The sequence below is a fragment of the Ruegeria sp. ABF4_144 genome (assembly GCF_056160045.1).
This window is the reverse complement of sequence record NZ_JBSWWK010000002.1, coordinates 294,035-314,962: the sequence shown is the minus strand read 5'-3', so window position 1 is coordinate 314,962 and position 20,928 is coordinate 294,035. Positions and strand designations below refer to the sequence as shown.

The window sequence follows — 20,928 nt, the reverse complement described above, 5'->3', positions numbered from 1 at the left end:
CAGTCTAGGCCAATCGTGTCAGGTGGCGCTGCATCACCGAATGGGCCTTGGCCGCGTCGCGATCCTTGATGGCGGCCAGAATGGCGGCATGATCCGGGTCAGCGCGTTGACGCCATTTGGCGGTATGCAGATTATTGAAATGCCACGCATACAGCACCTGCAGATTCCTGATCTCGGTAACCATGCGCGGCATGTTGCAGGCGGCAATCACGGCCATATGAAAGCGCTGATTGGCGTCTTCCCATTCATCCGCCGTGGTGGCGCTGTCGCAGTCTTCGTGCACCTGTTCGATCACCCCAATCTGGCGGGCCGTCAGGTTGGGCACGGAATGCAGCAACGCAACCGGCTCCAACGCGCGGCGCATCACGCGAAGTTCCTGGATAGCATTCTGATCCATCGGGGCCACGCACATCCCCCGGCGTGGCATGGCAACCGTCAGGCCTTTGGAGGCAAGGTTCAGCAAGGCTTCGCGCACGGTTACCTGACTGACCCCGAACTCTCGGGCAATCAGGTCCTGTCGCAGCTTTTCACCGGGCTTTAGTTTCCCCTGGACAATCCGCGTCGATAGCTTGTCTGCGATGTCATCCGATTTCTTGATCTGCTGCTCGGACACCTGACCCTCGGTTCATTGCACGTGTTCACAGACGCTTACCGTCATGCAGGAGGTTGAGCAACACAGCTGTGAAAGGATGGGCTTTGGCGGTCACCGGAATGACCTAACGGCACTTGAGGCTCAGAACTTGCAAGCAGGTTTCACAAACGCCAATCGCGCGGCTACGGTACAGGTTACAGTCTGACGAATTAGTCTGAAAAGGGATTGCAATGGATTTTGCCCTGTCGCCGCGCGCCGTGGAGTACCGCGACCAGCTGAAACGTTTTATGGAGGCGCATATCTATCCGCGCATCCGCGACCACAAGGAAGAGATCGAGGCAGGCAAATTCCCCGTATCCTTCATGGAGGACCTCAAGGCGTTGGCCCGCGCCGAGGGATTGTGGAACCTGTTTCTGCCTTCGCTGCGCGACGATGAGCCCGGCACACGGCTGACCAATCTGGAATATGCTCCTTTGGCCGAGTTGATGGGGCAGGTGACGTGGTCGTCTGAAGTGTTCAACTGCAACGCGCCGGACACTGGCAACATGGAACTGTTGCATATGTTCGCCACACCCGAACAGCGCGAGGAATGGTTGTTTCCGTTGTTGAATGGCGAAATCCGGTCGGCCTTTGCGATGACGGAACCGGACGTGGCCAGTTCGGATGCGACCAATATCACCACCTCAATCCGGCGTGAGGGCAATGAGTTTGTTATCAACGGTCGCAAGTGGTTCATTACCAATGCTTGCCACCCGAACACCAAATTCTTCATCGTCATGGGCAAGACCGATCCGAACGCGGACCGGCATAAGCAGCAGAGCATGGTGATCGTGCCCAAGAACACGCCCGGTCTTGAGATCGTACGTAATCCCACGATCCTGAACATGCACGATCCCGAAGGTCATGCCGAAATGGTCTTCAAGGATGTGCGCGTACCCGCCAGTAACCTGCTGGGGGAAGAGGGTAGCGGTTTTGCTCTGGCGCAAGCGCGTTTGGGGCCGGGGCGCATCCACCACTGTATGCGTTCGGTCGGCGCGGCCGAGATGGCGCTGTCGCTGATGGTCGAACGCGCGCAGGAGCGGAAGACCTTTGGCAAGCAGCTGTCAGAGCAGGGCGTGATCCGGGAGTGGATCGCGAAGTCGCGGCTTGAGATCGATCAGGCGCGGTTGCTGACCCTGCAGGCGGCGTGGAAGATTGATCAAGTCGGCGCAAAGGCGGCCCGGCGCGAGATTTCGCTGATCAAAGTAGTGGCTCCGAATGTGCACGCGACCGTAACCGACCGCGCAATGCAGGTCTTTGGCGCCATGGGTATGACACCGGATACGCCGCTGGCCGACAGCTACACTTGGGCGCGGGCGCTGCGCTATGCGGATGGCCCGGATGAGGTGCACCTGCAGGCCATCGCAAAGCAAGAGTTGAAAGAGTCGAACTTCGGCATGTCAGCGCAATGGCTGACACCGCCGAAGCGCTGATCTCTTACTTGCCCTTCCAGACCGGGTCGCGTTTTTCCGCAAAGGCGCGCGCGCCTTCCAGCTGGTCGTCGCTGGCGTAAAGCACGTCAACGGTGCGCAACTGGCGCTTGGTAATGCGGTTCATCGCGTCCTGGAACTTGCTGTCTTCGGCGTCGCGCACGACCTCTTTGATCGCGGCGTAGACCAGAGGGGGACCCGAGGCCAGCAGGCGGGCCAGCTCCCATGCGCGGTCCATCAGCTGATCGGCGGCGACGATTTCGTTCACCAGACCCCAGCGGTTGGCCTCTTCGGCATCAAACCAGCGGCCGGTCAGCAGCAGCTCCATGGCGATGTGATAGGGGATGCGTTTTGGCAGCTTGACGCTGGCCGCGTCGGCCACGGTGCCCGAGCGGATTTCCGGCAGGGCGAAGGTGGCGTGCTCAGCAGCCAGGATCATGTCCGCCGAGATCGCCAGTTCCAGCCCGCCACCGCAGGCGATCCCGTTCACCGCGGCGATGACCGGCTTGTTCAGATCGCTCAGTTCCTGCAGGCCGCCGAAACCGCCGACGCCGTAATCGCCATCGACCGCGTCGCCATCTGCGGCGGCTTTCAGATCCCAGCCGGGGCAGAAGAATTTCTCGCCCGCGCCGGTCAGGATGGCCACGCGCAGCTCCGGGTCATCGCGGAATTCGGCAAAGACTTCGCCCATTCTGCGGCTGGTAGCCAGGTCGATGGCATTGGCCTTGGGCCGGTCCAGCGTCACCTCAAGGATCGCCCCTTCGCGGCGGGTTTTGATCGGGTCCATATCTCAGGCCTTTCTGATGAGGGCATCCACGGCAACGGCCTTGTCGGGCGTGCAGAGGAGCGGGTTAATCTCGACCTCGCCAAGCGTGTCGGCATTTTGCATGACATAGGCCTGAACGGCCTCAATCGCGGTGATGATCGCATCCATATCAGTCGCCGGTTGGCCACGATAGCCTGCCAGCAGCGGCGCAATCTTCAGCTTGCCCAGGGCGGCGCGGATATCGTCGGGCGTGCTGGGCACCAGCAAGGATGCTGTATCGCGCAGAACCTCGGTCAGCACACCGCCTGCGCCCAGGGTCAGCACGAAACCGTGTGCCGGATCGCGGACCACACCGACCAGCAATTCGGCAACGGTTCCGGTGATCATCTCTTCGATCAGAATCTCGTTGGTGCCGATATCGGCGGCGACATCTGCCACGTCTTCGGCCTGAACGCCCAGTCGAACGGCGGAATGCTCGGATTTATGCGCAAGACCAACGCCTTTGACGGCGAAGGGCGCGTCCATTTCCTGTGCTGCGGCTTGGGCTTCCTCTGGGCCGCGCACCGTACGGTTCTGCGGGATGCGCAGACCGCAATCGGCCAGCGCCTGTTTGGATTCGCCCTCGGTTAGGGTCCGGTTGGCCTCGGCGGTGCCCGGCAGCCAGACCGGATGCGTGGACGGTGCCGTGACCTGAGCCGCCGCGCGGGTGGCGGCCAGTGCTTCACGCAGACCCATGAAGGGCACAACGCCGCCGGCCATCAGTTCTTGCGCAACGTCTTCGGGCAGTAGCTCCGGTAAGGTCGCGGCAATGGCAAACCGCGCGCCGGTTTCAGCGCGGACTTTCATCGCCGCGCGCGAGGCGCAGGTCCAGTCGGTCGCATCAGTGGTTGGGTAGTCGACGATCGAGAAGGTCAGGTCAATGTCGTCGCCGGTCATGCCGGACCACGCTTTGGCCATCGCCTCTTCGTCACGCCAGATATAGGTGTGATAATCCAGCGGGTTATTCAACGCGACCATGGGCCCGAGCGCATCGCGCAGGTGGGCTTTCTTGTCGTCGGTCAGGCGCGGGAAAGTCAGACCGGTGCCCACTGACATATCCGCGATCAGGCTGGCCTCACCCCCCGAACAGCTGATCGAGGTGATGTTGCCGCCCGGCAGCGGACCATAGCAGTGCAGCAGTTTCAGCGTTTCAAGGAAATCGGGCAGGGCGGACAGGCGCGGGATGCCCAGACGCTCCAACAAGGCCTGCGCCCCGGCATCACTGCCGGCCAAAGACGCGGTGTGCGACACGGTTGCCGCTTGCGCCTGTTCAGATGCGCCAACTTTAAGCGCAACCAGCGGGATACCTTTGCTGTGCGCCTTGGCGGCCAGCGCTTCCCACTCGCGGATGTCCTTGAAGCCTTCGATATGCAGGCCCACGGCAGTCACACGCGGGTCATCGATCAGGGCCGAGGCGATCTCGGCCTGGCTGGTCTGCGCCATGTTCCCGCAGGTCACCATGTAGGCAATCGGCAGGCCGCGTTGCTGCATGGTCAGGTTGATCGAGATGTTCGAGCTTTGCGTCAGGATCGCAACGCCCTTGTCCACTGGAGTCGCCCCGTGCTGGTCTGGCCACAGCAGCGCGCCGTCCAGTGCGTTGATGAAACCATAGCAGTTCGGCCCCAGAATAGGCATGTCGCCGGCGGCAGCGATCAACTGGTCCTGCAGATCTCCGCCCGTATCATCCTCGGCCGCAGCCTCGGAAAAGCCCGAGGCAAAACACACCGCGCCACCGGCACCCATGCTGGAAAGGATATGAACCGCCTCGATCGTAGCGTGGCGGTTGATGCCGATGAATACTGCGTCGGGCGCTTCGGGCAGGTCTTCGAGGTGACCATAGACCTTGTGGCCCGCGATTTCCGTTGCCTTTGGATGCACTGGCCAGATTTGACCCGCATAGCCCATGCGTTCCGATTGCAAAATAACCTGTTGGCACCAGGCGCCGCCCCCAATGACGGCAATAGATTTCGGGCGCAGCAGCCGGGTAAGATCTTTGTTCATCGACGATCCTGATCGTATCGTTGCAAGTAAACGACGGAGAGCGGACCCTGGCAGGGTGAGAGCATTTGATGCCAGAGCCCGCTCACCGCGGTAGCGTGGTCCTATGCGCCGAGGGGACGCAGAAGATCGCGGCTGATGATATGACGTTGAATCTCGCTAGTGCCGTCCCAAATGCGCTCAACGCGGGCATCGCGCCAGAAACGCTCAATCGGGAAGTCATCCATCAGGCCCATGCCGCCATAGATCTGAAGTGTGGCGTCTGTGACCCGCGCCAGCATTTCCGAGGCATACAGCTTGGCCGAGGCGATCTCGCGGTTTGACGGCAAGTTCTCGTCCAGACGCCATGCGGCGGACAGGGTCAGCCAGTCGGCGGCGTCGATCTCGGTGATCATATCGGCAATTTGGAAACCGATACCCTGGAATTTGCCGATGGGCTGACCGAACTGTTTACGCTCGGCGGCGTAGTTCAGAGCGTAGTCAAAGCAACGGCGCGCACGACCGACCGAGAAGGCCGCTACCGTCAAACGCGTGGCGTAGAGCCATTCGTTCATCACCGCAAAGCCGCCATCGACCTCGCCCAGAACCTGCACGTCCGGCAGGCGGCAGTTGTCGAAATACAGGATGTAGTTTTTGTAGCCCTTGTGGCTGACCGAGTTGTAGCCCTCGCGCACCTCAAAACCGGGCGTGCCGCGATCCACTAGGAAGGTGGTGATGCGCTTTTTGGGGCCTTTCGGGGTCTCATCCACACCGGTGGCGATGAAGACGATGAAGAAATCGGCGTGCTCTGCGCCCGAGATGAAGTGCTTGGAGCCGTTGACAACCCAGTCACCGCCATCACGCACGGCCTGACACTTCATGCCACGCACATCGGACCCTGCGTCTGGCTCGGTCATGGCCAGTGCGTCCATTTTCTCACCTCGCACGGCGGGCAGCAGGTAACGTTCGCGCTGTTCGTCGTTACAGGCCATCAGGATATTCTGCGGACGGCCAAAGAAGTGGGTCAGCGCCATCGAACCTCGGCCCAGCTCACGCTCGACCAGAGTGAAGTCGAAATGGGACAGGCCAGCGCCCCCAACCTCTTCGGGGAAGTTACAGGCGTAAAAACCCAGATCGATGCACTTCTGCTTGATCTGCTCGCCCAGTTCATGCGGGACCTGACCGGTGCGTTCGACCTCGGCCTCGTGCGGGTAGATTTCGTTTTCGACGAAGCTGCGAACAGTCGAAACGATCATTTCCTGTTCTTCTGACAGACCAAACTGCATGGCGCGTATCCTTAAGATAGGTGATTGACGCAAGAAACGGCATTGCGCATTTTCGCGGCATGCAGAATTGGCATAGAATCGTGCAGAGTTGGAAAAAATTTGACCCGCCAATATAACATTTTGATTTTCGACGGATTCTCGAACCACTGCTTGGCCAACATGGTCGAGCCGTTGCGTGCCGCGAACACTTTGGCACGGCAGAGACTGTATGCGTGGCGATTCTGCTCGGTCGACGGGAGGGTGGTTGAAAGCTCCAGTGGCCTTGCCGTCACGCCGAACGGTGCCCTGAGTGGTCAGCGCGGAGACGTTCTGGCGGTGATGCCCTCCTATGGTTATCTCAAGCTGGACACGCGGGAAACAACGCGCTCAATCCTGGCGGCTGCGGGAAAGCACTTACAGTTGGCGGGTCTGGATACCGGCAGCTGGCTGTTGGCGCGAGCTGGGTTGCTGAACGATCACAGGGCGACGATTCACTGGGATGAACTGGCTCGGTTCGAAGAGGCCTTTCCTTCGGTCAACGTGGTTCAAGAGCGGTATGTCATCGACGGCAACCGGCTGACTTGTTCCGGGGCAATGGCTGCGTTTGATCTGGCTTCTGCCCTTATTCGCCGCGACCACGGGCCACTTTTGTCGATGGAGGTGGCGCATTTGCTGATGAGCCGGGGGGGAGTGGATCACTATGCGCTGCCGCTGAAATCCGAGGACACTCTGGTCAATCGTGCGCTTGCTGTAATGCAATCCAACTTGGAAACGCCGCTGTCGATCAAAGAGGTTGCCCGTAAGATCGGCTGTTCGCAAAAGAGGATTGAAGGGCGAATTCAGGCCGAGTTGAAAACCACACCGCAGGCGTTGTACCGGCGTCTGCGTCTGAATCTTGCACGCAAGCTGGCGGAAGAGACGGAACAGTCCATCGCCGAAATCGCGGGGCGCTGCGGTTATGAAAATGCCAGCGCCATGACCCGAGCGTTTAAGGCCGAGTTCGGGCAGACGCCGACCGCGTTCCGCAGCGGCAGTTGAGGGATATGACGTTGCGGACCTTTCCGCTTTCTGCACAGTAGCAAAGCAAACCCAAGTCGCAGGACGAGACCCAAAACACAGGAGTCTGAACATGACCCAATCCAAAGACCTTAACCGGCAGATCGTTTTGAATGAACGCCCCAGCGGCCAGCCGGACGAAAACACGCTTCGCATGAAAACGACCGAGGTTCCGACCCCCGGCCCGAATGAGATGCTGGTTCGTACGGTTTACCTGTCTTTGGACCCTTATATGCGCGGGCGTATGAACGATGCGAAGTCCTATGCCGAACCAGTGGCCATCGGCGGCGTCATGACCGCTCAGGTCGTTGGGCAGGTTGTGACTTCGAATCTCGAAGGTTTTGAGGCCGGCGATTATGTCCTGTCCGGCAGCGGTTGGCAGGACTATGCGATTTCAGACGGAACTGAGGTCATGAACCTCGGCAAGTCCCCGCAAAACCCGTCATGGGCCTTGGGTATCCTTGGGATGCCCGGCTACACCGCTTATGCTGGTCTGCTGAAAATCGGCGAACCGAAGCCAGGTGAAACTGTCGTTGTCGCGGCTGCGGCGGGGCCGGTTGGCGCAACCGTTGGTCAGATTGCAAAGCTCAAAGGATGCCGGGTTGTGGGCGTTGCCGGTGGCGCAGATAAATGTGCGCATATCGTCGATAATCTGGGGTTTGATGCTTGTATCGATCACAAGGCGCCGGATTTTGCCGAGCAATTGAAACTGGCCTGCCCGGACGGAATCGACGTTTACTTCGAAAACGTTGGCGGAAAGGTTTTGTACGCGGTACTGCCGCTGCTGAACCCCTTTGCGCGGATGCCTGTTTGCGGTGTTGTAGCTTGGTACAACCTGCCGGGGCTGCCCGAAGGTCCGGACATGGGGCCCGTTATTATGGGCACGCTGCTGCGCATGAAGGTGAAAATGCAGGGTTTCATCATTTTCGACAGCTTCACACGTGAGGTTTACGAGGAATTTCGCCGGGATATGACAAGTTGGATCGCAGATGGATCGATCCAGTACAAGGAGCACATGGTCGATGGATTGGAGAACGCGCCGGATGCGTTGAACCAACTGCTGAGTGGCGGTAATTTCGGGAAAATGGTGGTTAATGTAGGGGCGTGACCCCCACTCCAGAACAACGTTCACCCGGCGTTTGATGCCGGGTGAACACTGATTAGATCGTGGTGTTTAAGCGGTCGTACCCTTGATACGGATGGCTGAACCCAACGAACCCGCGCAAAGGCCAACGACCACCGCAATCAAAAGTTCGATCGTCTCGACATTGGCGAAGTTCCAGTGGGCGAAGATCAGCGTTTCCAGCACGCCAACCGCACCACCCATCAATCCGCCGAGCCACACACGCCGTGTCATCATCCCCAGCGCGAGACCCAGAATACCCGGCAGGCTGATGATGTTGGCCCCGATTGTTCCCAGAAGTTCCAGCATATCTTGCCCCTCTTATTCCGCCTTATTGGTCAGGAATGACCGGATTTCTGCGCTGCCATCCGCCACCTGATGCTGAAGCTTGCCCGAGGGTGCGTCAGCCAGTTCTTCGGTAACTTCTTGATAGGTCTCAAGGTAGTTTGGCGGCAGGCTGTGCGCGATGCCTTGGTGGCAGTCAATGCAGGTCATCTTGTTGTCGATAGCACGCTGATGTTCAGACGCGGCTCGGGTCTCCTGGATGGTAAAGTCCATATAGTCAAAGTTGTGGCAGTTGCGGCATTCACGGCTGTCCGACGCCTTCATCTTCTTCCAGACGGCCGAGGCCATGGCCAGCCTGTGATCTTCGTATTTTTCGGGTGTACTGATGGTACCGGCCAGTTCATGATAGACGTCCTTGACGGCCATGATCTTGGCCTTGATCTTGTGGTTCCACTCATGCGGCACATGGCAGTCGGAACAGATCGCGCGCACGCCCGAGTGGTTGTTGTAGTGGATCGTCTCGCGGTATTCGCCGAGGTTGGTTTCCATCGTGTGGCACGAGGTACAGAATTCCTCGGTATTGGTCAGTTCCAGTGTCCAGTGGAACCCACCCCAGAACAGGATACCGGCCAGAAAACCCGCCAGGATCAGAAAGCCGGAGCTGAACGCCACTGCGGGTGTCCAAATCCAGTTCCAAATGCGGCCAATCCAACCGCGTTTTTCGGGGGAGTCTGCCATGTCAGTGCTCCTTTCAGTCAAGCGTTGGATCAGTTGTTGTGCGAGGGTTCAAACACGTTGTCGACCAACGCCGGAGCATCCGCCTGAGGCACGTGACACTGATTGCAGAAGTACCGGGTGCCTGCGATGTGGTCCAACTCGTTGCCGTCGCGATCCAGGTAGTGAGTCATCGACAGGGTCGGTGCGTTGCGGTCACCGGCCTTGGTCCAGTCATGGCAGGACAGGCACTGATTGGTGCGCACATCAATCTGATATTGCTCGATTGAATGCGGGATCAGCGGTGGTTGCTGGCGATAGTTGCGCTGCATGCGCCCTTCGACATCCTTGTGGATTTGATGTAGGGGGATGGGCTCATCTACATTTGCTCCGCGCAGGGTTTCCACCTGGGCTGACTGGGCAAGGGCGAACCCGCTCAGGAGCAAAACGGGGATCAGGGCAATTCCGCCTGTCACGATTGATTTTTTCATCTTGGCACTCCCTTAGATAGGTCTGGCTTCGCGCGGCTCGGGCGCGGGAACTGGATCGGATGGTGCGGCGACCTGGTCGTCGAACCGGTGAGTAAATTTGAAAACATCGACGGCACAGACATCGATACAGCGACCGCAATTGGTGCAATCCGGCGACAGAATCAGCGGTGTCGTGCCGGGCTTGCCCTTCAAAGCGGGTGAAATGACCTGGTTTTCAGGGCAGACGGCGTAGCAATCCATGCAGTCATCACAGGCCGTCCGGTTGGCGGCGCTGACACGCAGCAGGCTTTTGTTGCCGATCAGGCCATAGAATGCGCCGACCGGGCAGATATGGCCGCACCAGCCGTGGCGGGCGACAACCAGATCAAAGATGAAGATCGCAGCGATCAGCGCCCAGACGAAACCGGCGCCAAAGATCAACTCGCGGTGCAGCATGGTGATCGGGTTGACCATCTCCCACGCAATTACGCCGGTCAGGCCTGAGACGATCAGCACCGTCGCCAGCACCCAGAGGCGGGTGTTTCGCTTTGGTTGCCAGCCTTTTGGCAGGTCCAGCTTGCGGTGCAGCCAGTTTGCGGCGTCAGTGACTGGGTTGATCGGACAGACCCAGGAACAATAAACGCGGCCGCCGATCAGCGCATAGGCGACCAGAACGATCACACCACCAATCAGTGCGGTCAGTTCGGGCCAATGCCCGGCCACGAGGCTTTGCAACAGCACCAGAGGATCGGTCAGGGGCAGCACACCCAGAGTCAGCGACCCCGCCAGCGTGCCCTGCACGATCCAGATGCCGAACCAGGGGCCCAGCAGGAACAGGACCAGAAAGAACAGTTGGCTTGTGCGGCGCAGCAGCAGGAAGCGGTGCGCGCCGATCCAGCCTTTGGTAGCAACGGCCTCTTGTCCGACCGGCAGATGGGTGCGGGCGCTCATTGTCCTGTCCCCGGAAGATTATAAGACGGCGCGAAGCCCCCTGGTGTGGCCAGATTATCCGTACCCGGCCCCGGCAAGCGGTCGGGCAGGTCGATCAGGCCGTCCACAAGCGGACCGCCATGGCTCTCTTTTTCTTCCCAGCCTTTACGGTAGTGATCTGCGCTGCTGCCGCGTGCCAGTCGGGCGGGCAGTACTTTGATCGCTGCTTCTGGTAGAACACAGCTTTTCTCACACATGCCGCAGCCGGTGCAGTGGTCCGCATGGACGGTGGGAATGAACATCGCATGGTGGCCAGAGCGGTCATTGTGCGCGGTCTCCAGCGTGATCGCCTCATCAATGACGGGGCAAACACGGTAGCAGACATCACACCGCAGGCCGAGGAAGTTCAGGCAGTTTTCCTGATCGACCAGAACGGCAACGCCCATCTTGGCTTTGTCGATATCGTCCAGCCCCGGATCCAGCGCACCGGTGGGACAGGCGGCGACGCAAGGAATGTCGTCGCACATTTCACATGGCACATCGCGCGCCGTGAAATAGGGCGTGCCGGTCGCAACAGCGTCGACCCCTAGTTCAGCCAGTTTCAAGGTGTCGTAAGGGCAGTCCCGCACGCAGAGGCCACAGCGGATGCAGGCCGACAGGAACTCTTTCTCGGGCAAAGCGCCCGGCGGACGCAATGCCTCGGCCGGCAGCGCGCGGGCATCGCGAGCCAACCAGGCCAGCAATGAACCAGCGACCACGCAGCCGCCTGCCGCGCGCGCCGAATCCTGCAGGAAGCGACGCCGTTGCGGCGAGAGAGGAGTACCGGTCAGGGACATGGGGACTACCTTTGCGATCCTTCCCGGTTACGCGCGTTCGACCTTACACGCGCATTTCTTGAAGTCGGTCTCTTTCGACAGCGGGCAGGTTGCGTCCAGCGTCAGCTTGTTGGTCAGTTGGTGCTCGTCAAACCAGGGCATGAAGACCAGACCGCGCGGCACTTTGTTGCGTCCGCGGGTCTCGACCCGGCTGGTGACCTCGCCGCGACGGGTGGACAGCACGATCTCTTGTCCACGGCGCAAACCCCGATCCTTGGCGTCCTGCGGGTGCATGTAGACAACCGCATTCGGATAGGCGCGGTGCAGCTCCGGCACGCGGCGTGTCATCGAACCCGAATGCCAGTGCTCCAGCACGCGGCCGGTGGACAGCCACAGATCATATTCTTCATCCGGCTCTTCGGCGGCGGGTTCGTAAGGTGCAAAGATGATGCTCGCTTTGCCGTCGGGTTTGCCATAGAACTTCACGCCTGCGCCTTCGGGTACATAGGGGTCATAGCCTTCGCGGAAGCGGTAGAGCGTTTCCTTGCCGTCCACGACCGGCCAACGCATGCCGCGCGCCTCGTGGTACATCTCGAACGGTGCCAGATCGTGCGCGTGACCGCGACCGAAGTCGGCATATTCCTCGAAAAGACCTTTCTGGACATAGTAGCCGAAGTGCTCGGCATCGTCGTTGTCAAAGCCTTCGGCCGTTTCTGACAGCGGGAACTTGTCGATCTTGCCGTTGGCATAGAGCACGTCATACATGGTCTTGCCGCGATGTTCCGGCATGGTGGCCAGCAGCTCTTCGCCCCAAACCTCTTCGACGGTGAAGCGCTTAGAGAATTCCATTAGCTGCCACAGGTCGGACTTTGCCTCGCCCGGCGCTTGCACCTGTTGCCGCCAGAACTGAGTGCGGCGTTCGGCGTTGCCATAGGCGCCTTCTTTTTCGACCCACATGGCGGTGGGCAGGATCAGGTCGGCCGACACCGCCGTAACCGTCGGATAGGGGTCCGACACGGTGATGAAGTTTTCCGGGTTGCGGTACCCGGGATAGCCTTCTTCGTTGATATTGGGCGCGGCCTGCATGTTGTTGTTGCACTGCACCCAATAGGCGTTCAGATCGCCGTCTTTCAGCTTGCGGTGCTGCAGCACGGCGTGGAAGCCGGGCTTGGCCGGGATGGTGCCAGCAGGCACGTTCCAGGCGGTCTCGCAAATCTCACGGTGCTTGTCGTTCATCACCACCATGTCGGCAGGCAGACGGTGGGCAAAAGTGCCAACCTCACGCGCGGTACCGCAGGCCGAAGGCTGACCGGTCAGTGAGAAGGGCGAGTTCCCGGGTTCCGAAATCTTACCGACCAGCAGATGCACGTTATACATCAGCGAGTTCACCCACGACCCGCGGGTGTGCTGGTTGAAGCCCATGGTCCACAGGCTCATGACCTTGCGGTTCGGGTCGGCGTATTGCTTGGCCAGTTTTTCCAGCTTGTCGGCGGGCACGCCCGACAGTTCAGCAGTGTATTCCAGCGTGTAGGGCTCGACCGCTTTGGCGTATTCTTCAAAGCTGATTGGTTCCATCTTGCCGGCATTGGGGTTTGCGGCCTCTTGCTGCAGCGGGTGACTGTCGCGCAGGCCATAGCCGATATCGGTAGCAGTCTTGGTGATGTTGACGTGGTTCTTGACGAACTCTTCGTTCACCGCGCCGTTCTGGATGATGTAGTTGGCGATATAGTTCAGGATTGCCAAATCGGTCTGTGGCGCGAACACCATACCGTTGTCGGCCAGCTCGAACGAGCGGTGTTCGAAGGTGGACAGCACGTGCACCTCACAGCCCGGCTTGGTCAGGCGGGTGTCGGTCAGGCGAGACCACAGGATCGGGTGCATCTCGGCCATGTTCGAACCCCACAGCACGAAGGTGTCCGCGTGCTCGAGGTCATCATAGCAGCCCATCGGCTCGTCAATGCCGAAGGTGCGGATAAAGCCCACCACGGCCGACGCCATGCAATGGCGTGCGTTGGGGTCGATGTTGTTGGACCGGAACCCGGCTTTCATCAACTTGGCAGCGGCATAGCCTTCCCAGACAGTCCACTGCCCCGAGCCGAACATGCCAACGCTGCTCGGGCCTTTTTTGGCCAGCGACTCTTTCCATTTCTCGGCCATGACGTCGAAGGCTTCGTCCCAGCTGACCGGCTCGAATTCGCCGTTCTTGTCGTAGACACCGTTCGATTTGCGCAGCAGGGGAGTGGTCAGGCGGTCCTTGCCGTACATGATCTTAGACAGGAAATAACCCTTGATGCAGTTCAGGCCGCGGTTGACCGGCGCATCCGGGTCGCCTTGAGTGGCAACAACGCGGCCGTCCTTGGTGCCGACTAGAACTGAACAACCGGTGCCGCAGAACCGGCAAGCGGCCTTGTCCCAACGGATATCGGGGGCACCGGCTTGCGCATTGGCCTGACCTGTGGCCAGAGGGATGCCTGCGGCGGACGCAGTGGCAGCGGCCGCTGAGGCCTTGAGAAAAGTCCGGCGAGATTCTGATGTAGTCATAGCGTGAGCCTCCGGCTGGTGGTTTGGCTTGGGGCCTCGGGATGCGGAGCGCTTTCCGCGAGATCCTCGAAATGGTGATAAGTCAGCGTCAGAGAAATCACCCCGGGGATCTGATGCAGATCCATGATGATTTCGGACGCAAGGCGGTCGGGTGTGTCTTCGACAACGACAACGAAACGGCCATCGTCGGATTGGGCATGGACCTCGACGCCCGGCGTGTCCCGCATCGTTTGCGCCGCGGTGTCGGCTTGATCCGGTACGACATGAGCAAGGCAACCGCAGATATTCATTGAACCGTTTCCGTTTTGGCTAGGGGTTGGCGTTCAAGTGCGACAGCATCGACAGGGCACAGCGCCACGCAGGCGCCGCAACCGGTGCAGGTATCGGTATCCAACGACGGTTCAGCACGCCCACCCAGTTGCAAGCTGAACCGGATTGCGTTCTGCTCACAATTATCCTGACAGACGCGGCAGCTGACACCATTTATAGACAGGCATGAGGCGTCCTGGATGGCTGCGCGCCACGGCCAGTCGGCCAGACGTTCGATTTGAAGGGCGTCCGTCGGGCAGGCATTGGCGCAGTCGCCACAAAACGTGCAGGGGTCGTCGCCGGGTTGAAACACCGGGAAACCATCCTGGCCAATGTTTATCACGTTTTCTGGGCAGGCCTCGGCACAGTCACCGCATTTGGAACACTGATCCACAAAGCCTCGCGCAATCGAACCCGGAGGACGGACTGTATCGCTATCCTCCCGGAACATGCTGGCGCTTAGAAACGCTCGGCGGCTCGTCATCTGGCTCATATGGCTGGACTGTTCGCGTTTGATTCTTCTTCTAGGTTACTCCAATACCGATTTTGAATGTGATGAATTTTGATCCAGATCATAAACGAGAGCTTTATTTTTCATCGCTTTTTGAAGCTCCGGGCGACCAAAGCTGCCAACTTGGCTGTGGAAAGCAACGGAGCAACGGTTTTGTGGGGTTTTCGGGCGCAGGTTGGTCACAATGCTAGGTGTCGCTGGTCAAAGTGCGGGTGTTACATTTTTCTGCCATGCGGCGTTGCAGCGTTGAAATTGAGTCCCATATCGAAACTTGATATGCTGCACTGCAGAATGGGCGAAAGGATTGGCTGAATGTTCAGACTGGACGGAACCAATGCGGTTGTCTTGGGCGTGGCCAATCACCAGTCGATCGCCTGGGGTATCGCTCGTGCTCTTCATGCGCAGGGTGCAGAGGTGGCGCTGACCTATCTGAACGAGAAGGCTGAGCCGAATGTTCGGGCGCTGGCCGAACAGATCAACGCGCCGATCGTTATGCCGCTGGATGTGCGTGATCCGGATCAGTCTAGGGCATTATTCGATGAGATCACCGGTCAGTGGGGTAGGTTGGATACCCTTGTGCATTCCATCGCTTTTGCGCCCCATGATGATCTGCATGGGCGCGTTGTTGACAGCTCGGCCGAAGGGTTCGGGCTGGCCATGGATATCTCGGTTCATTCCTTCCTGCGGATGATCCGACTGGCCGAACCGCTGATGACGCAGGGCGGCACATGCATGACGGTGTCCTTTCTGGGCTCGACCCGGGTCATCGAACATTACAACGTTATGGGCCCCGTAAAAGCCGCGCTTGAGGCTTCTGTGCGGTCCGCGGCCGCTGAACTGGGGTCGCAGGGTATCTCTGTTCATGCGCTGTCGCCGGGCCCGATGCAGACGCGGGCGGCGTCGGGGCTGCCCGATTTTGACGCATTGCTCGAAGACGCCGCAGCGCGGGCACCAACCCATCATCTGGCTACGATAGAGGATGTCGGTGCCTATGCTGCATTTCTGGCCAGCCGTGAGGCGTTCAACGTCACCGGCGGCATTCACCTTATTGACGGCGGCTATAACATCGTCGGGTAAAGGACAGGCTCATGTTTCCAAGTATGCAGAAGACGTCGCTGAAAATCGGATCCGAAATGGCGCAGGACGCGGCCTCGGTTCAGGACCGGACCTTTGATATTGTGACCCGCGCGCTGGACCAGTCGGGCGTTCAATGGCACCTGCTGGCGCAATCCGCCCGGTTGCAGTCGACTAAGATTGCCGAGACTCACTCGGAACGGACCCGTGACCTGATGCAGAGGTTTGCGGATGTGTCTCAGCGCCTTGTGGGGTCACAATCCGTGACTCAGGACTGGACGGGCTACCTGAAAGACGCCTCGCAGCGGGTTGTGCTGACAATGGACGCACTGCGCGAACGTGGGGACGTGTTTCTGGAACATGAGGCGGCGGGCTGCCCGCCGGTGCTGGTCTATGACTACGAGATCATCGTCGACGGAAAGACCCTGAAACGTCCCTGTAACTATCAGCTGTTGCGCATCCTGCCGCCCGAGGGCGTTGCGGTTGAGGATACGAAACGCCCTTACATCATCATTGATCCGCGCGCGGGTCACGGAGGCGGCATCGGGGGTTTCAAACCGGACAGTCAGGTAGGGGTTGCCCTGTCCAAAGGCCATCCGGTGTATTTTGTCAGTTTCGGTCGAGACCCAATGCCCGGCCAGACCCTTGCCGATGTCATGCACGCCGAGGCTGGGTTCGTCCGCACCGTACGGGCGCGCCATCCCGACAGTCCTCAGCCGGTGGTGACCGGGAATTGTCAGGGCGGGTGGGCGACCTTGCTGATGGCCGCCTGCAACCCGGACCTGACCGGACCGCTGATCCTGAACGGCGCGCCGGTTGCGCCGTGGTCGGGTGAGGTGGGTGAGAACCCGATGCGCTACAACGCAGGTGTCCTTGGGGGCACGTGGCAACCGATGCTCTGGTCCGATCTGGGCGCAGGCAAGTTCGACGGCGCCAATCTGGTGATGAACTTCGAACAGTTGAACCCCAGTCGGAACTATTTCGGTAAGTATTTCGATTTGTATCGCAACCCTGAAGCGGGCTGGAAACGCTTTATCGACTTCGAGCGCTGGTGGGGCGGCTATTTCATCCTGAACGAGGCTGAAATCCACTGGATTGTCGAGCAGCTGTTTGTCGGCAACCGGTTGGTCAAGAACACCGCGCAGCTTGAGCCCGGCGTACCGATAGACATCAAAGCCATCAAGGGCCCAATCTTTGTCTTCGCCAGTCAGGGTGACAATATTACCCCTCCGCAACAGGCGCTGAACTGGATTGCTGCCACCTATGCGGACGAAGAGGAAATCCGCCTACGCGGACAGCGGATTATCTACATGCTGCACGACGAGGTCGGGCATCTGGGCATCTTCGTCTCGTCCAAAGTGGCGCGGAAAGAACACACCGAGCTGGCCTCGACCCTGGAAACGGTCGAGGCGATGGCGCCAGGTCTCTATGAGATGGTGATCGAGAACATCGAAGGTGAAGGTCAGGAAAAACGGTTCGAAGTCCGGTTCCATGACCGGACTCTGGAAGATTTAGCCGCTCTGGATGATGGGCAGGAAGACGAAGCCAGCTTTGCCGCCGTGGCGCATATGTCCGAGGTGCAGGCGAATACTTATGAAACCTTCGGGCGTCCTTTTGTAAGGTCCCTGTCTACGCCGATGGGGGCGAAGGCGCTGCGCGACCTGCACCCGCTGCGCGTTCAACGGGCTGCAATGTCATCCGCGAACCCGATCATGAAAGGTGTGGAACATCTGGCCGACACCGTGCGCGAGCAGCGCGAGCCTGCCGCGCCTGACAACCCCTTCCTTGAGCTAGAGAAATTGACCGCTGACTGGATCGAGCAGGCCATGGACCTGAACCGGGATTTGCGCGATGCGTGGTACGAGGCGACGTTCTTTACGCTCTGGGGTGGACCGCTGGCTGCGTGGTTCGGCAAGAAATACGCGGCACACCGCACCTTGCCCGATCCTGAATCCCTCCGTTCTTTGCCGCAGGTCGAAGCCGCGCTGGCGCATATGAAGCAGGGCGGGTTGTCCGAGGCGGTTGTCCGTCTGTTGATCCTGTTGGGCGACAGTAACCAAAGCTTCAGGGCAGAGATTCTGCATCGCTGGGCGCATGTTTTCAGACACGAGGCGCCTTTCAAGGATCTAACGGTCGAACAGCGCCAACGCATGTTGCAAGAACAGACCGTGATCGTAACTTTTGATGACCAGGGCGCGATCGATACGTTGCCAGACCTGCTGCCGCGCGCCGCTGACAGAAAGCAAGCTGTCGATCTGATCAAGCGTGTTCTGGGCGATATCCCGAACCCATCGCCCGAGCTTGTAGAGATGGCACAGGCGCTGTACGAGACGCTCGATCTTGCTGAGATCGAACAGAAACCTGATACCTCGGTTAAACCTGCGCCCAGATCACGGGCGCGCAAGGCTGCAGCAGTAAACAAGGCCAAGGCAAAATGAAGATAGAAGAAAACCGCACTTACGCGCAGGTCGAGGTCGGGGACGAAGCGCAGGTGACACGCCTATGCACGATCGACGATCTTTATGCTTTTGCCTCGGCCTCGGGTGATCACAACCCGCTGCACCTAGCGGGCTATGATGGCGATGGCGACGGCCGCCCCGAGGCGGTCGCCCCAGCCCTTTGGCCTGCCGGTCTGATCGCGGCGGTACTGGGCAATATCTTGCCCGGCGCCGGCACACAAACCCGTTGGGCGAACCTGTCCTTCCACCTTCCCGTGGTGGCGGGCGACGAAGTTACCGCCTTTGTTACGGTGATCGAAAAACGCGAGGACGGTGACTTGCTGTGCGCCGCTGAAGTGCGCCGTGTTGGTGACAACGCACTGGTTCTCAGCGGTGAGGTTCAGGTTACGCCGCCGGCCAAGCACATGGCGTTCGACTCGGTCGAGGTGCCCGGCTTGATTGTCCAGCGCCATCGCCATTTCGACGCGTTGATCGCTAAGGCTGAGCCGATGGACCCGATGCCGACTGCCGTGGTCGCCCCGGAAGAGCCGAACTCGCTGGGGGGTGCACTACTGGGTATGGCCAAGAGCATCATTACTCCGATCCTGTTGGGCGATCCTGACAAGATTGCCGCTGCGGCTGCGGAGCTGGGTGCCGACCTGTCCGGAATTGAAATTATTGACGCCAAGAGCCACGAAATCGCCGCCCACCGTGCGGTTGACCTTGTGGTCGAAGGCAAGGCAGAGACCCTGATGAAAGGTCACTTGCATACCGATGTTTTACTGCATGCGGTTTTGCGCCGGGAAAAGGGGCTGCGGACCGGGCGGCGACTGTCGCATGTGTTCGTAATGGACGTGCCGGGGATGTCGCGGCCCATCATGGTGACGGACGCAGCGGTCAACATCGCGCCCGATCTGGAGACCAAGGCTGATATTGTGCAGAACGCCATCCAACTGGCGCAATCCATCGGAATCGAAACGCCCAAGGTTGGTGTCCTGTCGGCGGTTGAGACGATCAACCCGCATATGCCCTCATCCGTTGATGCGGCGCTACTGTCGAAAATGGCAGAGAGGGGTCAGATCACCGGTGGCCTAGTCGATGGTCCCCTTGCGATGGACAATGCGGTCGATCTGAACGCGGCCCGCACCAAGGGGATCACCTCTGAGGTTGCCGGGGCGGCGGATATTCTGGTGGCGCCGAATATCGAGGCGGGCAATATGGTGGCGAAACAGCTGACATTTATCTCTCATGCCGAGGCAGCTGGGATCGTTGTTGGCGCCACCGTGCCGATCATTCTGACATCGCGGTCTGATGACGATGCTTCTCGGTTGGCTTCTTGCGCTGTAGCGGCTCTCCACGCGCAAGCGACTAAAGGTAAAATCCATGGCTGACTATGTTCTGGCACTGAATGCCGGATCTTCTTCGTTGAAATTCGGACTGTACGAACTGACCGACGGCAACCGGCCCAGCATGCGCTGGCATGGCCAGATCGAACGCCTCGGCGACGCGCCCCGTTTGTTGGCGCAATCCGCAGGAGGGCGGTCGGTGGACCGGCCGCTCATCAATGCCAAGAGCCATGATGAGGCCATCCAAGCCTTTTTGGACATGGCCCGAGAATATCTGCCGAACGTCAACATCCGCGCCATAGGCCACCGGGTTGTGCATGGCGGGACAGTGTATTCCGAGCCTGTGTTGATTGACGACGACGTTATTGAAACGCTGACTGGTTTCATCCCCTTTGCGCCGCTGCACCAACCCTATAGCCTGGCCGGTATTCGCGCCGCCAGCGCCGCCTTTCCTGGTACTGTTCAGGTCGCCTGTTTTGATACCGCGTTTCACCGCACGCACCCCTGGGTCAACGACACATTCGCCCTGCCGCAGAGGTACTATGAGAAAGGTGTGCGCCGGTACGGCTTTCACGGTCTAAGTTACGACTATATATCGCAGAAACTGAAGGAGATCGCTCCGGGTCTTTACGATGGCCGCGTGGTCATCGCGCATCTGGGCAACGGGGCATCGATGTGTGCGGTTTCGGGTGGGCGTGCCGTGGCGTCGACCATGGGTTTTTCGGCACTGGACGGATTGCCGATGGGTACCCGCAGCGGTCAGCTAGATCCCGGTGTCGTGCTGTATATGATGCAGCAAGAGGGTATGAGCGCGGACGAAATCGCAGAAATGCTCTATCGTAAATCCGGCTTGCTTGGCCTGTCGGGTATCTCGTCGGATATGCGCACCTTGTTGGCCGCCGATACGCCCGACGCGCGCAAGGCCATAGATTATTACGTGTTCCGCATCCGCCGAGAGCTGGGCGCACTATCCGCTGCGCTCGAAGGCATCGATGCGTTAGTCTTTACCGGAGGGGTCGGCGAAAACTCGGCCCAGATCCGTCAGCAGGTCTGTGATGGGATGCGCTGGATCGGGATTGACATGGACCACAACAGAAACGCTGATGGAGGCACGGTTCTGTCTACCGACTTCAGCCGCGTGCGCATTCTGACGATTCCCACCAACGAGGAGATGGTGATCGCCCGCGCCGCGGCGCGGATGGTGTAAA

The 20,928-nt window shown here is 59.6% G+C and carries 20 protein-coding genes; 7 read left to right on the top strand and 13 right to left on the bottom strand.

All coding sequences use genetic code 11. The annotated features are described in order from the left end of the window. Positions 1 to 4: 4 nt before the first annotated feature. Positions 5 to 613: a GntR family transcriptional regulator gene (locus ACXAGD_RS19770; RefSeq protein WP_475213193.1), complete on the bottom strand. Its 609-nt coding sequence runs from the start codon at positions 611 to 613 to the stop codon at positions 5 to 7. Between the two features lie 209 nt (positions 614 to 822). Between ACXAGD_RS19770 and ACXAGD_RS19765 the strand changes: the two genes are divergently transcribed. Continuing rightward, a complete protein-coding gene (locus tag ACXAGD_RS19765) occupies positions 823 to 2,064 on the top strand; it encodes an acyl-CoA dehydrogenase family protein (protein WP_475213191.1) in 1,242 nt (413 codons plus the stop codon). Positions 2,065 to 2,068: 4 nt separating this feature from the next. Here ACXAGD_RS19765 and ACXAGD_RS19760 read toward each other — a convergent pair whose 3' ends face one another. From ACXAGD_RS19760 to ACXAGD_RS19750, 3 genes are all read right to left on the bottom strand, one after another. Next, a complete protein-coding gene (locus ACXAGD_RS19760; protein ID WP_475213188.1) occupies positions 2,069 to 2,848 on the bottom strand; it encodes a carnitinyl-CoA dehydratase in 780 nt (259 codons plus the stop codon). A gap of 3 nt (positions 2,849 to 2,851) precedes the next feature. Then, complete coding sequence (locus tag ACXAGD_RS19755; RefSeq protein ID WP_475213186.1) at positions 2,852 to 4,867, bottom strand: acetate--CoA ligase family protein; 2,016 nt, start codon at positions 4,865 to 4,867, stop codon at positions 2,852 to 2,854. A 101-nt stretch (positions 4,868 to 4,968) separates the two neighbouring features. After that, the gene (locus ACXAGD_RS19750; protein WP_475213184.1) at positions 4,969 to 6,129 is read right to left on the bottom strand and encodes an acyl-CoA dehydrogenase family protein; all 1,161 of its coding nucleotides are present in this window, start codon (positions 6,127 to 6,129) and stop codon (positions 4,969 to 4,971) included. Between the two features lie 99 nt (positions 6,130 to 6,228). On the opposite strand from ACXAGD_RS19750, the gene ACXAGD_RS19745 reads away from it, so the two are divergent. Then, a complete protein-coding gene (locus ACXAGD_RS19745) occupies positions 6,229 to 7,146 on the top strand; it encodes a GlxA family transcriptional regulator (RefSeq protein WP_475213182.1) in 918 nt (305 codons plus the stop codon). 91 nt (positions 7,147 to 7,237) lie between these two features. Further along, positions 7,238 to 8,272 carry an NADP-dependent oxidoreductase gene (locus tag ACXAGD_RS19740; protein ID WP_475213180.1) on the top strand — a complete coding sequence of 345 codons (1,035 nt, stop codon included), beginning with the start codon at positions 7,238 to 7,240 and terminating at the stop codon, positions 8,270 to 8,272. 66 nt (positions 8,273 to 8,338) lie between these two features. On the opposite strand, the gene ACXAGD_RS19735 is transcribed toward ACXAGD_RS19740, so the two are convergent. Genes ACXAGD_RS19735 through ACXAGD_RS19695 form a run of 9 tightly spaced genes read right to left on the bottom strand, consistent with a single transcriptional unit; the run spans position 8,339 to position 15,045 of the window. After that, positions 8,339 to 8,596, bottom strand: a complete 258-nt coding sequence (locus ACXAGD_RS19735) for a hypothetical protein (RefSeq protein ID WP_475213178.1) — start codon at positions 8,594 to 8,596, stop codon at positions 8,339 to 8,341. Between the two features lie 12 nt (positions 8,597 to 8,608). Continuing rightward, positions 8,609 to 9,310, bottom strand: a complete 702-nt coding sequence (locus tag ACXAGD_RS19730) for a NapC/NirT family cytochrome c (RefSeq protein ID WP_475213176.1) — start codon at positions 9,308 to 9,310, stop codon at positions 8,609 to 8,611. A 29-nt stretch (positions 9,311 to 9,339) separates the two neighbouring features. Further along, positions 9,340 to 9,777 (bottom strand): nitrate reductase cytochrome c-type subunit, encoded by a 438-nt coding sequence (locus ACXAGD_RS19725; RefSeq protein WP_475213174.1) that lies wholly within the window; start codon positions 9,775 to 9,777, stop codon positions 9,340 to 9,342. Between the two features lie 12 nt (positions 9,778 to 9,789). Further along, the gene (gene napH, locus ACXAGD_RS19720) at positions 9,790 to 10,707 is read right to left on the bottom strand and encodes a quinol dehydrogenase ferredoxin subunit NapH (RefSeq protein ID WP_475213172.1); all 918 of its coding nucleotides are present in this window, start codon (positions 10,705 to 10,707) and stop codon (positions 9,790 to 9,792) included. Next, positions 10,704 to 11,522, bottom strand: a complete 819-nt coding sequence (napG, locus tag ACXAGD_RS19715) for a ferredoxin-type protein NapG (protein ID WP_475213170.1) — start codon at positions 11,520 to 11,522, stop codon at positions 10,704 to 10,706. Before napG ends, napH begins: the two co-directional genes overlap by 4 nt. 27 nt (positions 11,523 to 11,549) lie before the next feature. Next, positions 11,550 to 14,042 carry a nitrate reductase catalytic subunit NapA gene (gene napA / locus ACXAGD_RS19710; RefSeq protein ID WP_475213168.1) on the bottom strand — a complete coding sequence of 831 codons (2,493 nt, stop codon included), beginning with the start codon at positions 14,040 to 14,042 and terminating at the stop codon, positions 11,550 to 11,552. Further along, positions 14,039 to 14,332: a chaperone NapD gene (locus ACXAGD_RS19705; RefSeq protein WP_475213166.1), complete on the bottom strand. Its 294-nt coding sequence runs from the start codon at positions 14,330 to 14,332 to the stop codon at positions 14,039 to 14,041. The genes napA and ACXAGD_RS19705 overlap by 4 nt, the downstream gene beginning before the upstream one ends. Continuing rightward, the gene (gene napF, locus ACXAGD_RS19700; RefSeq protein WP_475213164.1) at positions 14,329 to 14,844 is read right to left on the bottom strand and encodes a ferredoxin-type protein NapF; all 516 of its coding nucleotides are present in this window, start codon (positions 14,842 to 14,844) and stop codon (positions 14,329 to 14,331) included. The genes ACXAGD_RS19705 and napF overlap by 4 nt, the downstream gene beginning before the upstream one ends. Before the next feature lie 36 nt (positions 14,845 to 14,880). Continuing rightward, entirely contained in the window at positions 14,881 to 15,045 is a 165-nt protein-coding gene (locus tag ACXAGD_RS19695) for a hypothetical protein (protein WP_475213162.1), read from the bottom strand. 129 nt (positions 15,046 to 15,174) lie between these two features. On the opposite strand from ACXAGD_RS19695, the gene fabI reads away from it, so the two are divergent. The 4 genes from fabI to ACXAGD_RS19675 are packed head-to-tail and all read left to right on the top strand — an operon-like array spanning position 15,175 to position 20,927. After that, positions 15,175 to 15,939: an enoyl-ACP reductase FabI gene (fabI, locus tag ACXAGD_RS19690; RefSeq protein ID WP_475213160.1), complete on the top strand. Its 765-nt coding sequence runs from the start codon at positions 15,175 to 15,177 to the stop codon at positions 15,937 to 15,939. 11 nt (positions 15,940 to 15,950) lie between these two features. After that, positions 15,951 to 18,374 (top strand): DUF3141 domain-containing protein, encoded by a 2,424-nt coding sequence (locus ACXAGD_RS19685; RefSeq protein ID WP_475213158.1) that lies wholly within the window; start codon positions 15,951 to 15,953, stop codon positions 18,372 to 18,374. Then, a complete protein-coding gene (locus ACXAGD_RS19680) occupies positions 18,371 to 19,765 on the top strand; it encodes a bifunctional enoyl-CoA hydratase/phosphate acetyltransferase (protein WP_475213156.1) in 1,395 nt (464 codons plus the stop codon). Before ACXAGD_RS19685 ends, ACXAGD_RS19680 begins: the two co-directional genes overlap by 4 nt. Beyond that, positions 19,758 to 20,927: an acetate/propionate family kinase gene (locus ACXAGD_RS19675; protein WP_475213154.1), complete on the top strand. Its 1,170-nt coding sequence runs from the start codon at positions 19,758 to 19,760 to the stop codon at positions 20,925 to 20,927. Before ACXAGD_RS19680 ends, ACXAGD_RS19675 begins: the two co-directional genes overlap by 8 nt. The last annotated feature ends 1 nt before the right edge of the window (position 20,928 follow it).

What these genes read in the sequence shown, in the direction of transcription:
- ACXAGD_RS19765 (WP_475213191.1), top strand. Translation starts at nt 823, where the DNA reads ATGGATTTTGCCCTGTCGCCGCGCGCCGTGGAGTACCGCGACCAGCTG.
- ACXAGD_RS19760 (WP_475213188.1), bottom strand. Translation starts at nt 2,848, where the DNA reads ATGGACCCGATCAAAACCCGCCGCGAAGGGGCGATCCTTGAGGTGACG.
- ACXAGD_RS19755 (WP_475213186.1), bottom strand. Translation starts at nt 4,867, where the DNA reads ATGAACAAAGATCTTACCCGGCTGCTGCGCCCGAAATCTATTGCCGTC.
- ACXAGD_RS19750 (WP_475213184.1), bottom strand. Translation starts at nt 6,129, where the DNA reads ATGCAGTTTGGTCTGTCAGAAGAACAGGAAATGATCGTTTCGACTGTT.
- ACXAGD_RS19740 (WP_475213180.1), top strand. Translation starts at nt 7,238, where the DNA reads ATGACCCAATCCAAAGACCTTAACCGGCAGATCGTTTTGAATGAACGC.
- ACXAGD_RS19735 (WP_475213178.1), bottom strand. Translation starts at nt 8,596, where the DNA reads ATGCTGGAACTTCTGGGAACAATCGGGGCCAACATCATCAGCCTGCCG.
- ACXAGD_RS19730 (WP_475213176.1), bottom strand. Translation starts at nt 9,310, where the DNA reads ATGGCAGACTCCCCCGAAAAACGCGGTTGGATTGGCCGCATTTGGAAC.
- ACXAGD_RS19725 (WP_475213174.1), bottom strand. Translation starts at nt 9,777, where the DNA reads ATGAAAAAATCAATCGTGACAGGCGGAATTGCCCTGATCCCCGTTTTG.
- napH (WP_475213172.1), bottom strand. Translation starts at nt 10,707, where the DNA reads ATGAGCGCCCGCACCCATCTGCCGGTCGGACAAGAGGCCGTTGCTACC.
- napG (WP_475213170.1), bottom strand. Translation starts at nt 11,522, where the DNA reads ATGTCCCTGACCGGTACTCCTCTCTCGCCGCAACGGCGTCGCTTCCTG.
- napA (WP_475213168.1), bottom strand. Translation starts at nt 14,042, where the DNA reads ATGACTACATCAGAATCTCGCCGGACTTTTCTCAAGGCCTCAGCGGCC.
- ACXAGD_RS19705 (WP_475213166.1), bottom strand. Translation starts at nt 14,332, where the DNA reads ATGAATATCTGCGGTTGCCTTGCTCATGTCGTACCGGATCAAGCCGAC.
- napF (WP_475213164.1), bottom strand. Translation starts at nt 14,844, where the DNA reads ATGAGCCAGATGACGAGCCGCCGAGCGTTTCTAAGCGCCAGCATGTTC.
- fabI (WP_475213160.1), top strand. Translation starts at nt 15,175, where the DNA reads ATGTTCAGACTGGACGGAACCAATGCGGTTGTCTTGGGCGTGGCCAAT.
- ACXAGD_RS19685 (WP_475213158.1), top strand. Translation starts at nt 15,951, where the DNA reads ATGTTTCCAAGTATGCAGAAGACGTCGCTGAAAATCGGATCCGAAATG.
- ACXAGD_RS19680 (WP_475213156.1), top strand. Translation starts at nt 18,371, where the DNA reads ATGAAGATAGAAGAAAACCGCACTTACGCGCAGGTCGAGGTCGGGGAC.
- ACXAGD_RS19675 (WP_475213154.1), top strand. Translation starts at nt 19,758, where the DNA reads ATGGCTGACTATGTTCTGGCACTGAATGCCGGATCTTCTTCGTTGAAA.